Origin of the sequence: Galactobacillus timonensis (assembly GCF_900240265.1) — a bacterium.
Lineage (GTDB): Bacteria > Bacillota_I > Bacilli_A > Erysipelotrichales > Erysipelotrichaceae > Bulleidia > Bulleidia timonensis.
This window is the reverse complement of the sequence record NZ_LT964739.1, coordinates 1,979,783-1,993,993: the sequence shown is the minus strand read 5'-3', so window position 1 is coordinate 1,993,993 and position 14,211 is coordinate 1,979,783. Positions and strand designations below refer to the sequence as shown.

Genomic DNA, 14,211 nt, shown 5'->3' with positions numbered 1-14,211 from the left:
CCTCACTCAAACCGCTGCGCGACCAGGGCACGGCCGGCGCCATTGGCAAAGGACCTGGCATCCATCTGCTTCTTGCCCTCCATCTGCAGCTCATAGATATGGATCACGCCGCCCGTGACGGCAATGTTCATGGACCCGCCGCTGAAATCCAGCACGGTGCCAGCCAGTGCATCGGTCGGTGTTTCACTCATCCGTGCCCTGTAGAAGCGGATGCGGTGGCCGTTGATCATTCCATAGGGAAGCGGCCAGGAAATTAATGCCCGTATATGGTTGTAGGCCGCGTGGACATCTTCACTCTGAAAGTGTACCTGCTCTTCTTCAGGAGAAATGTTCGGTGCCAGCACCATTCCCTCTTCACTCTGGGGAACACCGGGCAGCTTTCCTTCAACATAGGAAGGAAGATAATCACGGATGATCTCTGCCGAGGTTTCCTTGAGCTTTTCTTCCAGCTCGCTCGTTGTTTCGTCGGGACCGATCGTTACATGGACGCATGCATAGACATCACCGGCATCCATGGCCTTTACCATCCGCATCAGACAGACGCCCGTTTCCTTGTCAGCGGCCCAAACGGCCCGATGCATCGGAGCTCCGCCGCGATAGCGCGGTAACAGCGAAGGATGAATATTGAGGCAGCCGTATTCCGGGGCGGCAAGAATATCATCCGGCACGATCTGGCCATAGGCACAGGTAACGATCAGATCCGGCTGAAGATCAAGAACGCTCTGACTCTCTTTGCGCAGCTTCAGCGGTTCAATGCATGTAATACCGTGATCGATGCAATACTGATGAACCGGCGTCGGCTGAATGATCTGCTTGCGGCCGACGGGACGGTCGGGCTGCGATACGGCGCCGACGACATTCCAGCCTTCCGTAACCAGGGTATTTAAAACAACAACCGAAAAGTCAGTTGTGCCGATAAAAACAACACGAATATCTTTATTCATTGAAAGCCTCCTGAAACCAGAATCCATCATACACGAAAGGCGGGATTCCATGCCAGTTTCGTTGCAATTTGAAAGTGCCTTTGCTATAATCCTCATGTTTGACAGGAAAAGGAGGTGCAGCATGGCAAACATTAAGTCTCAGAAGAAGCGTGCAATTACAAATGCGAAGCGCCAGGCCGCAAACCAGGGACAGAAGACAGAAGTCAAGGGCGCCATCAAGAACGTTCTTGCTGCTGTAGAAGCCAAGGATGCTGAAGGTGCTAAGAAGGCGTTTGATCAGGCGAATTCGGTTCTTGACAAGGCGGTCAGCAGCCATCTGAAGAAGGGCAATTATGCAGCCCGTCAGAAGTCTCGTCTGGCTAAGGCGGTCAACAGCATTTCTGAATAAGTTCTGCGATTGCGGCGTGAGTGATCACGCCTTTTCTTTTAGTTTCTGATAATACCGGAGTTCTTCCTCGAGCCGCTCGCGTTCGGGGCCTTCTTTTTTTAGTGCCAGAAGCGCACTCAGCTTTTCCTGTCTCTGCCCACAGTACAGCAGCCAGTCATGCTCCGCCTTCTGCTTCAATACCGGCCCCAGCACAATGTCCTCAGGGCTGTACGCTTCCCTTTTCTGCGTTGTCATGGCAATGACCGTATACGGCTTGCCTTTATCAAAAAGAAACGTTTCATCAATAATTGACATCTTCTGATCACTCAGCCACTGACGCATGGCGATCGGATCATCATTGGCTTCCAGAATGATCTTCGAAAAGGAATCCAGCCGCTCATGAGCACGTTCAAGAATCCCGGCAATCGTGCGGCAGCCCATGCCCGCAATTACGGCACAGTCCGCATCCATCGGAACCTGATCAAAGCCATCCGACAGAATTGTCTTCACACGGTCTTCAACGCCGGCAGACTGAATGTTCTTCTGGGCTGCACATAAAGGCCCATGCGCAACATCACACGCATAGGCCTTTTTGATCCAGCGCTTCTCAGCCAGAACGATGCACAGCTGACCATGGTCCGTGCCGATGTCCGCCAGCACTGCACCCCGATCAACCATTTCTGCAATTTCAAGAATACGCTGATTCATAGATCACTTTCCGAAATACTCCTTCAACCGCTTCGAGCGCGTCGGGTGCTTCAGCTTCCGCAGCGCCTTCGCTTCGATCTGACGGATCCGCTCACGGGTCACATTGAACTCTCTGCCGACTTCCTCCAGCGTCCGCGTCTTGCCGTCATAGAGGCCAAAACGCAGCCGCAGCACCTTTTCTTCACGTTCCGTCAGGCCGGAGAGTACATAGTTGATCTCATCCTTCAGCTGCTGGTTGCTGGCATATTCGTTGGGCGAAACGGCATCCTTGTCCTCAATGAAATCACCGAGGTGCGAATCATCCTCTTCGCCGATCGGTGTCTCAAGTGACACCGGCTCCATGGCAATCTTCTGAATTTCCCGCACCCGTTCCGCTGTCATGCCGTCCATTTTGGCAGCGATCTCCGCCGGCGAAGGATCACGTCCAAGCTCCTGCGACAGATTGCGCTGAATGCGTGACATCTTATTGATGGTTTCCACCATATGCACCGGAATGCGGATGGTACGGGCCTGATCGGCAATGGCACGCGTGATGGCCTGACGGATCCACCAGGTCGCATAGGTCGAGAACTTGAATCCCTTGCGATAGTCAAACTTCTCCACCGCCTTGACCAGACCGAGGTTGCCCTCCTGGATCAGATCCAGAAACAGCATGCCCCGTCCGACATACTTCTTGGCAATCGATACGACAAGACGCAGGTTCGACGAAATCAAGAGATCCCTCGCCGCCTCATCACCTTCTTCGATGCGCTTGGCAATGCCCGGCTCATCCTCCGGCTTCAAAAGAGGAATGCGGCCGATTTCCTTCAGGTACATCTTGACCGGATCACCAAGAGTAACGGCTCCGCCGCGGGAATTGTAAGCCGCAGAAATCAGGCGGCGCATATAGGCAGGTGTCTCTTCTACCGCCGAAGAAGAATCATCCTCTTCATCATCGGCATCATCCTCATCCGCTTCGTCGCTGTCCGCTTCATCCATCTCCTGCGCATCTTCATCCGCGTCAGAAAGATCTTCATCGAGAATCGCAGCCTCTTCATCCCCGTCATCCAGGCCGAGGTCCTCATCTTCAAGCACGTTCATCCCCTGTTCGTTGAACCAGTCCCACAGCCGGTCCATGGATTCATCATCCATATCAATGTGTTCCAGGGCATTGACGATATCACGCTGATAAAGAACACCGTTCTGTTCATAGACAGTCTTGAAATCTTCTTTCAGCTCATCGAAGGTCTTCAGGATCTTTTTCTTTCCCTCATAGCAGTAAGGATCAATGACGGCTGTTTCGGCGACAGCAATTTCCTTTTCTTCTGAAACAGGAGCGGCTTCCTGAAACATCTCTTTCTTTGCCTTCAGAAACCGCGCAAAAGAAGCGTTTTCCTCATGTTCCAGCTGATTTTCGTATTTCTTGACCTGCATTGAGAAACGGCGGGCACGAAGATAATCCTTCGCCGTCCCATAAACTGCCCCGGCTTCCTCTTCAGAGGGAGCCATCGCTGTTTTCCTCATCGTAGTACCTCCTCAGTGCTTTCAGACTGTCCTGATATTTCTTCATCACTTCCGCCGCCGTCTCAGCATCCATCGGCTGATTCAGCTGTCGGCGGAGGCGCTCTGTCGTCTTCTTCTGGGAAGCGGCCTTGATCTGACGCAGCGCCCCTTCCATTTTCTTAGGATCATAGGGCTCCTGATACGCCCAGCTTTCCGCAAGGCCCGAGATCAGATCCTTCTGTTCCTGCAGACGTGCCGCATCAATCAGACGGGCCGGCGTCACTTCATTCCAGGACCGGTAGGCGTCGACGATCAGATTCGCTACCTCGCTGTGCAGCGGATCCATCAGAAATCCGCCAGCCTCCGTATAGTGCTGCGCAGCCTGCCGCGAGGCAAGCATCATCGCAAGAATCTGTTCCTCTGCCTGCACCGTCCCATCCGGTGTACGGGCACTGGCATATGCTTCGTGCCGTGCAGGAAGCGAACGGTTCGAAGCATCCTTGTCCGCATTCACCTGAATCGTGAAGCCCGTCTGATCTTCAAGGACCTTGGCAAAATGTTCCCGGTCCACGGGATCACTCAGAGCCGCAATCTCTTTCTGCGCCTTTGCCGCATATTCCTTTTTCTCGAGATAATTTGCAAAATTGACGCTGCGCGAAAGATACGCGAGCATGAATTCCGGCCACACGATCTCCTGCTTTAACAGATCCTGAAGCGCTTCGGCGCCCCGCTGGCGGATGATTTCATCCGGATCCAGTTTGGTTATATTGCGGATCACGTGAACATCCGCCCCGGCAGCCAAAGCCATATGAGCAGCCCGCCAGGTTGCAGCCTGGCCTGCATCATCTCCATCGTAACAGAACACAAGGGTCGGACACAGATTTTTCATCAGTCCGATCTGATGCTCGGTGCACGAAGTGCCCAGGGTGCAAACCGCATTTTCAACGCCGGCTCTTGCCATGGCAATGACATCCGTCACGCCTTCACAGATATACAGCTTTCCCTGCTTGCGGGCAGCCGCCTTGGCGCGGTGTGCGTTATAGACAAGATCACTCTTATGGAAGAGCTCCGTATCATTGGTATTGATATATTTGCTCGGATTGTTCTTGTCGATTGTACGGGCGGAGAAGCCGATCGGGTTGCCATAGGCATCATGGATTGGAAATGTAATCCGCCCAGCAAAAACATCGCTCATCCCGAAGCTTCCCGGACGAACGACATTGCATGCGGCCATATCCTCTTCCTTATAGCCTTTGGCCTTGAGAAATTCATAGAGATGAGAGCCCGGCGGATTGTAGCCGATCTCAAATGTCTTGCGGACCTCACTGTCCAGACCGCGGCCGTCTAGATATTCCTTTTCCGCCTTTGCCTCAGGGGTATTGATCTGAAACATGCTGTAGCGGATCGTTTCCTTCAGAATCTTGTAGAGCGTTTCTTTGTGCGGATCAATCTGCCGTTCATCACCGTGGACCGACAGCGGGACGCCGACAATGGACGCCACCTCCTGTACCGCTTCCGGAAACGAAACGTTCTCATAGCGCTGCACAAATGTAAAAACATTTCCACCGGCCCCACAGACAAAACACTTGAATATCTGCCGGGAGGGGGAAATATGCATTGAAGGAGAATGATCATCATGAAACGGGCACAGCGCCCGATAATCATTGCCGGAGCGCTGCACCTTCAGATATTTGCTGACGACCTGAACGATATCCGCTTTCTGCCGTACAGCATCCACTTCTTCCTCAGGAATTCGCAAAGTTAAATCCTTTCTTTATTAGAACCGGATCTGAGCAAGGATATAGGAGCGCAGATCTTCCACCGACAGACGCTTCTGTTCCATCGTGTCACGATCACGCAGCGTCACCGTGCCGTCTTCCAGCGTCTGATCATCAACTGTCACGCAATACGGAGTACCGATCTCATCCTGACGGCGGTAGCGCTTGCCGATCGAACCGGAATCATCATATTCCGTCGCAAAGTCAAAGCTCAGCGACTGGCGGATCTCCATTGCCTTATCACCGTGTACCTTCTTGCGCAACGGCAGAACAGCACACTTCACCGGTGCAATGACCGGATGGAAATGCATTACGATACGCGTATCTCCGTTCTCAAGCTGTTCCTCATCATAGGCATCCGTAAAGAACATCAGGAACAGGCGTTCTACACCGACCGCCGGCTCCACGACATACGGCAGATACTTCTCATTGGTCTGCGGATCGAGATAGCGCAGATCTTCACCGGAAGCCTTCATATGATTTGTCAGATCGTAGTCGGTACGATCAGCGATACCCCAGAGCTCACCCCAGCCCCACGGGAATGCATATTCAATATCTGTCGTAGCCTTGGAATAGAAGGAAAGCTCTTCCTTCGAATGATCACGGAAGCGCAGATTCTCCTTCTTGCCGCCAAGCGACAGAATCCAGTTCATGCAGAACTGCCGCCAGTACGGGAACCACTTATCATCCTCACCCGGCTTGCAGAAGAACTCCATTTCCATCTGCTCAAACTCACGGGTACGGAAAATGAAGTTGCCCGGCGTAATCTCATTGCGGAAGCTCTTGCCGATCTGACCGACGCCAAACGGCAGCTTCTTGCGGTACGCACGCTGAATGCTGCGGAAATCTACGAACATGCCCTGGGCCGTTTCCGGACGCAGATAAACCGTGCTCTTGGCATCTTCCAGCGTTCCCTGGAACGTCTTGAACATCAGGTTGAACTGACGGATCGGCGTAAAATCGTGTCCACCGCAGTCGGGGCACGGAATGTTGTTGTCCTTGATGAACTGCTCCATCTGCTCATTGGTCCATCCTTCACAGGACACTTTGCCCTGCGACCAGTTCTCAATCAGCTGATCCGCCCGATGACGCGTATGGCATTTGCGGCAGTCCATCATCGGATCCGAGAATCCCTTCAGATGACCCGAAGCCTCCCAGACACGCGGATTCATCAGAATCGCCGCCTGCAGCTCCACATTGTTCGGATCTTCCTGAATGAACTTCTTCTGCCATGCCCGCTTGATGTTATCCTTCAAAAGAACACCGTAAGGACCAAAGTCCCAGGCATTGCTCAGGCCGCCGTATATTTCAGACCCCGGGAAAACAAAACCGGTATTCTTTGCATGCGAAACAATTTTATCGAACGTCTTTTCCATATCGAAACTGATAACCCCCGAATATATATTAAGCCGTATGCAGTATACCACCACGCCAAAGCCCCTTCAACGCCACGCGGCCTCTACAACAAAGGGTTTCAGCGATGAAACAGGCTCCACATGCCGAAGAAAAAGAAGCTTTTTCCACGCCGGAATCTGTGAAAAAAATGACCCGTAGAAGGAAGACCCTGCCCAAAGGTATCAGCGCACCTGACGGTACAGGTTCCATGACTTCAGATACATGCTGCCATGGATTTCGAAGAAGGACTCCAGAATGTCATTAATCCAGTCCGCCTTTGCTACCAGAGGCTTGAGAATTTCAAGATGCTCCAGCTGCGCCTTGTTCACCAGTCGGAACTGGCGAAGCTCTTGCGGCGTACGGACCAGCGCATGCTCCTTCAACGTACAGGCAGGACAGAGAAAGCCGCCTGCTGCCGCCGAGATTGACTGCACATGCACATCTCCGTCAATTGCACAGCCATCCACCTGCGGACCGATGCCGAAAAGATCCAGACTCCGCGCCATATAGACAGCAAGCACCAGATCGCTGCGCTCATCCTGATCTACCAGGGTAAATGCCTGTTCACAAAGATCATAGATTGTTTCCGGATTCACGCCGACGGCCTGCTCACTGCTCAGATTATCAGCGATTTCTGCGATCACAGCCGCCGTACACTGTGCCTTCAGATCGGTATGAATATGCGAATAGAACTGTTTTGTTTCCGCGGTACGCAGCGCAAAGATCGTCCTGCCCGGCTTATAGTCAAACAGAAATTCACCCTTCGTATACGGAAAAAGAGACGCCGCATTTTTGCTTGTCAGCTTGCGGATGCCGCGCGCACTCAGCGTGATCCGTCCGTACTGCCGCGTAAGCACCGTCACAAGCGCCCCGTTTTCCCGATAATCCGTCTGATTCAGAATCAGTCCCGTAACCCGATCATTCATCAATCGTCAATATTTCCGTATCCGAAGGTCTCAATCGCGCGGTCCTTGTTGCGCCACTCATTTTCAACCCGGATAAAAAGCGTGAGATGAACCTTGTGCCCGAGAAGCTTCTCAATATCACGCTGCGCTTCCTGCGTAATCCGGCCGAGCATTGCACCGTGCTTGCCGATCAGGATGCCCTTCTGGCCATCCTTTTCCACCAGCACCAGCGCATCGATATGCTCGACGCCGTCCTCTTCCGTTTCTCTGCGCTCCACAAGAACACCGCTGGCATGCGGCACTTCCTGCTGCGCACAGTAAAGGATCTTCTCCCGAACGATTTCCGCAATCTGGAAGTCTTCCGAAGAATCCGTAATCTCATCCGCCGGATAGAGAGCCTCACCCTCCGGCAGATAGCTGATCGTCGTATCAATCAATTCTCTGAAATCATTTCCTTCCAGAGCCGAGATCGGGAAGAATTCCGCAAACCGGAACCGTTTCTGCCAGCTCAGCAGGTTTTCCAGAACCTCTTCCTTCGTCATCCGGTCGATCTTATTGAAAATCAGAAACACCGGAACACCGGCATTCTGAACCATGCGCAGCACAAACTCATCCCCGCGCCCGAACGATTTCGTCCCGTCAACCACAAGATAGATCAGATCGGTTCCGGCAAGGACATTGCCCGTCTCCTGGAACATCCGCTCCTCAAGACGGTTCGTACTTTTATGTACGCCCGGCGTATCGGTGAAGACGATCTGCGCATCCGGACGGTTGACAATGCCGCGGATCTCACTGCGCGTCGTCTGTGCCTTTTCGGATACGATGGCGATCTTCTGTTTCACCAGAGCATTGATCAGCGTACTTTTACCGGCATTGGGACGTCCCGCCAGCGCAACAAATCCGCTCCTCATCGAAGCACATCCTCTTCCAGAAACTGCATCGGCAGAAGCGCCTCAATATCCGTATCCACTTCTTCCCTGCCGTTGGTCAGATAGATCGGCATATGTTCATCGGTCAGCTCCGCAAACACCTGCCGGCAGATGCCGCACGGTGCCGCAATCCGCGGACCATCGCTGACAATCGCCAGCGCCACCAGATCCTTCTTGCGATAGCCGTTGGAATACGCCGCAAACACTGCATTGCGCTCGGCACAGCTCGTCGCCCCGAAAGAGGCATTTTCAATATTGGCACCCCAGAACACTTTTCCGTCCGCTGTTTCAATCGCCGCTCCGACATGGTATTTCGAATACGGCGCATAGCTGTTTTTCTGTGCCTTCCAGGCCTCGGCAATCAGTTCTTCCTTTTTCATCTTTTTTCCGCTCCTTTCAATTTCTTTATTTTTATGAAATATGCCTGATCAGAATGATGATGGCACAGGCAAGTGACGCAACTCCCGCCACCAGCACCGCTCCTGCCGCCAGATCCTTGATCATTTTGATCCGCGCATCTTCTTCCATCGTATACAGGTCGCACAGCTTTTCGATGCATGTATTGAGCATCTCGGATGCGACCACCATTCCGATGCACACAATGACCGCAATCCATTCCCCAGCAGAAAGCTTCAGAACAAATCCTGCCATCACTGCACACAGAGCCAGAATGTACTGCACACGGATGCCGCTGTCTCTGAACCCGTCTGCAAGACCAGCAAACGCCGGCAGAAATTTTTTCTTCAGGCCCTTCATTTCCGCGGCATCACCGGATCAAGAATCTCGTCCTGCAGCGCAAACATCACCTTTTCATCTTCCGGCTTCATATGATCATACCCGCAGCAGTGCAGCAGACCATGGGTAAAAAGAAAGCAGATTTCACGCTCCACGCTGTGACCGTACAGAGCGGCCTGACGTCTGGCATAGTCGATATTGATGAAAAGATCCCCCAGATCCTCCTCCTCTTCTTCCAGTTCATTGGCAAAGGAATAATCGCGCGCCGCAAAGCTGATCACGTCCGTCGGCCTGTCGATTCCCCGATAGTCACGGTTGATCACGTGAATCGTACGCGAACGCACAAAGGTGACAGAAATGGTGCAGGTCGGAGCCAGATGAAGCTTTTTTTTAGCATTGGCAGCGATCTTTTCAAAATCCTTCCGGTACATTTCAACGGGCTGATTGGTCCGGTTGATCAGCGTTATTTCCATGGGCTTTGCGTGCTCCTGTCTGCCTTTCAGTATAGCACCTGAACTCTCGAATCCCTTATTGACCATGTCAGCGGATACGCTAAAATGAAAACAGTTTTACATGATCTTTACGTTCGGGGGAAATTAATGGAGCTGTCATCCATTCAATGGGACATGATTCTTGGCGGGTTCGGCCTTTTCATGTTCGGCATTGAGTTCATGGGAAGCGGTCTCAAATCCGTGGCGGGCGACCGCATGCGCACGTATATTGACCGCTACACTTCCAAACCATGGAGCGCGATGCTAATAGGATTTGTCATTACCGTCCTGATGCAGTCATCATCCGCATCCACGGCAATTACCATTGGTCTTGTACGGGCCGGGCTCATGACGCTCTCACAGGCGGCCGGCATTATTCTCGGCGCCAACATCGGCTCCACCTTTACGGCTCTTCTGATCTCTCTCAACATTGGTAAGGCAAGTCTCTACATCGTCTTTGCCGGCTGTATGCTCATATGTTTCTCCAAGAAGCGAAAAATACAGTATATGGGCAATGTGCTGCTCGGCTTCGGCCTGATCTTCTATGGCCTGAGTGCCATGGGCGACAGCCTGACGGCACTCAAGGATTTGCCGGAGTTCAGCGCCTTCGCTCTTAAAATGAGCAACAGCCCTGCTCTGAGCCTTGGAACCGGCATCGTCATGACGATGATCGTACAGTCTTCTGCAGCGACGATCGGCGTCATTCAGAAGCTGTTTGATGCCGGCGCCATTACCCTGTCAGCAGCGCTGCCCTTCATCTTCGGTGCAAACATCGGTACGACAATCACCGGCATTCTTGCCGCCATGGGCGGATCGCTCAGCGCAAGACGGACCGCGTGCATGCATACGGTATTCAATATCTTCGCCTGCATCGGAGGAATGCTGCTCAGAAAGCCCTATACGGCATTGATTGTGGCGATGACGAATCACTTCTCCCTTTCGCCGATGATGGAAATCGCGTTTACCAACATCACCTTCAATTCGGCGGCAGCCCTGATTCTGTTCCCGTTCCTGAAGCAGTTTGTCGCTCTTATCTGCCGGATTATTCCGGGCGAAGAACCGCAGCGTCCGCAGATCGACATCAACAGTCTCGATGCATCACTTGCTCTGCAGCTGCCGGCAGCCGCTATCTTCGAAGCTGAAAAAGCGATGGAACAGATGGTTAAGATCGTCCATGAAGACATCAAGGAAACGCGGCAGTTCTTCAATTCCAAAGGAACCGCCGACGATAAGCAGATGCTGGATCAGGAAGAATCCCTCATCAACAACTGCGACAAGCGCATCACCGACTTTCTGATCAGCGTCTCGATGCGAGCGTCGATTCCACCTTCCGACAAGGAAGATATCCGGATCAACCTGGAAACGGTGAAGAACCTGGAAAGAATCGGCGACCTTGCCATGAACCTGGAAGAGTTCTACCTCATGGTCAATGAAGATAACGGCAGCTTCTCTGCAAATGCCATGAAGGACATCAATTCCATGTATGACTATCTTTCCGAAATGCTGGATCAGGCATGGAAGATTCATCAGAGCCGTGATGACAGCCTCTTCCCTGCCCTGATGGTGATGGAGGCGAAGATGGATGCCCTGGAAGTATCGGCCCGCAACGCCCATTTTGTACGCATGGAAAAAGGCGAATGCAACAGTGCCGTCGCCGGTTCCGTCTTCACGGATATTCTGGCGACGCTGGAACGTATGGGTGACCATTGCGTCAATATCGCGACCTCGGCTCTCTCCGCAGCCAATGATCCCGATAAGCTCAAGCATAATCAGGAAACAATACAAAGTTCCCAGGACGATGCCAGACGGAACTGACACAATCCCTGAAGGCTCTCCAAAAAGGTTGGGGGAGAAGCCCAAAACCTTGGGGGAGACTTTGGGGGAGAAAGCGTGTTGAGTTTGGGGGAGACTTTGGGGGAGAGGCCCTGAAATGACTCTGAAATGAAAAAGGTCCGGAAGCTGCCGGGTTCACAGTGATGTGACCTTTGGCTTCCGGATTTTCTTGTGGGGCAGTATGACAGAAGAGATGATCCTCTGTCATCGATCTGGCAGGAGTGCTGCGTCAACGACTTTCCTCCGTATTATTTATCTAATGAGGTATCCTGCTTGCCGCTTTGTTTACTGTATGGGCCGCGCTTCTTTCCGGTAGAAGTATGAACGTCTTCGCGGCTGCGAGGTATCGCAAGCATTGGTTTCTGCTCACGTGTTGCCCAAAGGATTCTGTTGCGGGTGTATTCGAAATTACTGACGCCTCTGGATTGTCTTTTGAGATCCTTTGGCAGGACGTTAAATCCCTCCATGGGGCCGTTGGACAGTCGTGTCATCATCTCGTTAGAGTTCTTTCTGTCAGCTCCGGAGATGTAGGTAAAAGAGTTGACGATGTTGTCATGATACGTCTTCAGAGTGACAGCAATCTCCCTGAACATGGAGAGATCACTGTTCTGATAAGTATCAATGATCTTATTCAGATCTTCCGAAGCTCCTTCGGGATCGTTGACGTGTCTCTTATTGAATTGGACATACAATTCTTTGAGGTCACGAATCTTCGAAAAGTTCTTGTCCAGTCCCAAGAAATTCTTCTCATAAACGTAGGGATCAAAGTAATATTCATTTCCGCGTTTTGAAGTACGCCAGCCAGCCGTGAAGTCGATGTCATCATGATTTTTCAGAAGGAAGTAGTCATAACGTCTCAGATAAGTGACCTCGCGTGATTCACGCATCGTCTTATGGCTTGCGTTATTTCTGTAATTCTTTTCTTTCAGTTCCTTTCTGTCGAGCTCCTGATATTTCTTCATGACCATGCGAATATACTGCCTGATCCGGTTGATGATCAGCTGAATCACATGAAAACTATCAACGATCGCAATGGCATTGTAGAAGTATCTCTGCACGTAATTGATATATGGCTTGTACATATCGCAGATCAGATACTTGACGCCTGCACGCTCTTCCCTCGGGATATTGAGGAAGTATTCCTGTGAAGTGCTCTCATAGCTGTTTGGCAGCATATCAATCACCTGACCGCTCTTGAAATCCATGATTACCAGGCTGTACAGATCTCTACGGTCATATACCATGTGAACCTCATCCACACAGATCGCCTCCGTGAATTTCAGGCGGGGCATATTCACGTACTGCATAAATGTTGTCATAACATAGGTATCTGATACATTGAAGCGTACAGCAACCTGCCTGGCCGTGACATGCAGGTCTTTCATCTCATTTACGATCATGATCGGGACCAGCGAGGTGTTCTGCTTGTAGTCCTCCAGAAAATTGAATCGGTCGTGCGTATAGAAATTACAGTTTCGGCAGTGCCACTTGCGTTCTTTGACGTGCAGAATCAGCTTATAGCCGTCCTGCATGACAGGGTGGTTTACCTTTCGCACACGAATACCTTTAGATTCCATCCGGCATCCGCATTCAGGGCAGAACATCACCTGATCTTTCTTCTGCAGAGTGACCTCAATAGTGTCGCTGCTTATCTGAACATCGGTGACGTCTGCAGAATCATCACCAAGTCTCAAAATCCTTGTTATACTTTCTTTGTTAATCATCGCTCCTTCGTCGTTGACTCAGCAATCACCATGATAGGAGCGAAAAAGAGTGGCTGGCAAGGTATATCCCCGCTGGTCACTCTTTCCTTTTATTCTTGAAATATGTCAATAAAATTCAAATGAATCCCGGTCCCCCAAAGTTGAATTCAGGAGGTCCCCCAAAGTGGTCCCCCAAACTTCACTCCCCCAAGGATTTTGGAGACCCTCCCTGAACCGGCAGCTGTAGGAATCCTTCTGCGGCTGCCTTTTCTGTTACGATATAGAAGAAATGAAAAGCTCTGAAACCAAACAGCTCCTTATCGAAGGTCTCAAGGAATGCATGCGCCGCAAGCAGCTCGAAGACATCACCGTACGTGAAATCGTCGAAGCCGCCGGCGTATCAAGGCAGACCTTCTATCGCAGCTACCTCGACAAGTATGACCTGGCCAATCAGTACTTTGATCAGCTGCTGAATCTTTCCTTTGCCGAAATGGGCAGCGGAAAGACACTTCACGAAAGCCTGGTCCGCAAATTCGAATACATCCGCAGCGAACGCATCTTCTTCACCAATGCCTTCCGCACCGATACGCAAAACAATCTGAAACAGCACGACTTTGAGATGATCACCGCCTTCTATGACAATCTGATCCGCGAAAAAACGCATCACGATCCGGATCCGGAAATTCAGAACCTGCTGGAAATGTACTGTCAGGCAAGCATATACAAGACGGGCCAGTGGATCCTTTCCGGAATGGAAACTGCGCCCAATGACCTTGCCAATCTCATGATCGATGCCATGCCGCCAAAACTCTACGCCCTCTTTGAACGTCTCCACGTCATTGACTGATCTGCTTGTGAAAGTGTTACAGTTGTCCTCTTGTGTAACACCTTTTTGTTTCTGCCATCTGATAGTCTTTAAACAGATGTGAAGTAATTCACGA

14 protein-coding genes are annotated in these 14,211 nt (G+C 51.6%); 3 read left to right on the top strand and 11 right to left on the bottom strand.

Features of this window, described 5'->3' with window-relative positions:
• Nucleotides 1-2: 2 nt before the first annotated feature.
• Nucleotides 3-944 carry a methionyl-tRNA formyltransferase gene (gene fmt / locus C1714_RS09450; protein WP_102342930.1) on the bottom strand — a complete coding sequence of 314 codons (942 nt, stop codon included), beginning with the start codon at nt 942-944 and terminating at the stop codon, nt 3-5.
• Nucleotides 945-1,065: 121 nt separating this feature from the next.
• Between fmt and rpsT the strand changes: the two genes are divergently transcribed.
• A complete protein-coding gene (gene rpsT / locus C1714_RS09445) occupies nt 1,066-1,332 on the top strand; it encodes a 30S ribosomal protein S20 (RefSeq protein WP_102342929.1) in 267 nt (88 codons plus the stop codon).
• Nucleotides 1,333-1,356: 24 nt separating this feature from the next.
• On the opposite strand, the gene C1714_RS09440 is transcribed toward rpsT, so the two are convergent.
• The 9 genes from C1714_RS09440 to ybeY form a co-directional block, all read right to left on the bottom strand.
• The gene (locus tag C1714_RS09440; protein WP_102342928.1) at nt 1,357-2,019 is read right to left on the bottom strand and encodes a class I SAM-dependent methyltransferase; all 663 of its coding nucleotides are present in this window, start codon (nt 2,017-2,019) and stop codon (nt 1,357-1,359) included.
• A gap of 3 nt (nt 2,020-2,022) precedes the next feature.
• Nucleotides 2,023-3,522 carry an RNA polymerase sigma factor RpoD gene (rpoD, locus tag C1714_RS09435; protein WP_245305092.1) on the bottom strand — a complete coding sequence of 500 codons (1,500 nt, stop codon included), beginning with the start codon at nt 3,520-3,522 and terminating at the stop codon, nt 2,023-2,025.
• Entirely contained in the window at nt 3,494-5,260 is a 1,767-nt protein-coding gene (dnaG, locus tag C1714_RS09430) for a DNA primase (protein WP_102342927.1), read from the bottom strand. Before dnaG ends, rpoD begins: the two co-directional genes overlap by 29 nt.
• Before the next feature lie 18 nt (nt 5,261-5,278).
• Entirely contained in the window at nt 5,279-6,655 is a 1,377-nt protein-coding gene (locus C1714_RS09425) for a glycine--tRNA ligase (protein ID WP_102342926.1), read from the bottom strand.
• Between the two features lie 201 nt (nt 6,656-6,856).
• The gene (gene recO, locus C1714_RS09420; RefSeq protein ID WP_102342925.1) at nt 6,857-7,600 is read right to left on the bottom strand and encodes a DNA repair protein RecO; all 744 of its coding nucleotides are present in this window, start codon (nt 7,598-7,600) and stop codon (nt 6,857-6,859) included.
• Nucleotides 7,600-8,490, bottom strand: a complete 891-nt coding sequence (gene era / locus C1714_RS09415; RefSeq protein WP_102342924.1) for a GTPase Era — start codon at nt 8,488-8,490, stop codon at nt 7,600-7,602. The genes recO and era overlap by 1 nt, the downstream gene beginning before the upstream one ends.
• Entirely contained in the window at nt 8,487-8,888 is a 402-nt protein-coding gene (gene cdd, locus C1714_RS09410) for a cytidine deaminase (RefSeq protein ID WP_102342923.1), read from the bottom strand. The genes era and cdd overlap by 4 nt, the downstream gene beginning before the upstream one ends.
• A 31-nt stretch (nt 8,889-8,919) precedes the next feature.
• Nucleotides 8,920-9,264 carry a diacylglycerol kinase family protein gene (locus C1714_RS09405; RefSeq protein ID WP_102342922.1) on the bottom strand — a complete coding sequence of 115 codons (345 nt, stop codon included), beginning with the start codon at nt 9,262-9,264 and terminating at the stop codon, nt 8,920-8,922.
• Entirely contained in the window at nt 9,261-9,716 is a 456-nt protein-coding gene (ybeY, locus tag C1714_RS09400) for an rRNA maturation RNase YbeY (protein ID WP_102342921.1), read from the bottom strand. Before ybeY ends, C1714_RS09405 begins: the two co-directional genes overlap by 4 nt.
• Before the next feature lie 126 nt (nt 9,717-9,842).
• Between ybeY and C1714_RS09395 the strand changes: the two genes are divergently transcribed.
• On the top strand, nt 9,843-11,549 hold the full coding sequence (locus C1714_RS09395; RefSeq protein ID WP_102342920.1) for a Na/Pi cotransporter family protein: 1,707 nt from the start codon (nt 9,843-9,845) through the stop codon (nt 11,547-11,549).
• A gap of 266 nt (nt 11,550-11,815) precedes the next feature.
• Here C1714_RS09395 and C1714_RS09390 read toward each other — a convergent pair whose 3' ends face one another.
• Complete coding sequence (locus tag C1714_RS09390; RefSeq protein WP_102341451.1) at nt 11,816-13,291, bottom strand: ISL3 family transposase; 1,476 nt, start codon at nt 13,289-13,291, stop codon at nt 11,816-11,818.
• Nucleotides 13,292-13,559: 268 nt separating this feature from the next.
• Here C1714_RS09390 and C1714_RS09385 point away from each other — a divergent pair, with 268 nt between their 5' ends.
• Nucleotides 13,560-14,117: a TetR/AcrR family transcriptional regulator C-terminal domain-containing protein gene (locus C1714_RS09385; RefSeq protein ID WP_102342919.1), complete on the top strand. Its 558-nt coding sequence runs from the start codon at nt 13,560-13,562 to the stop codon at nt 14,115-14,117.
• The last annotated feature ends 94 nt before the right edge of the window (nt 14,118-14,211 follow it).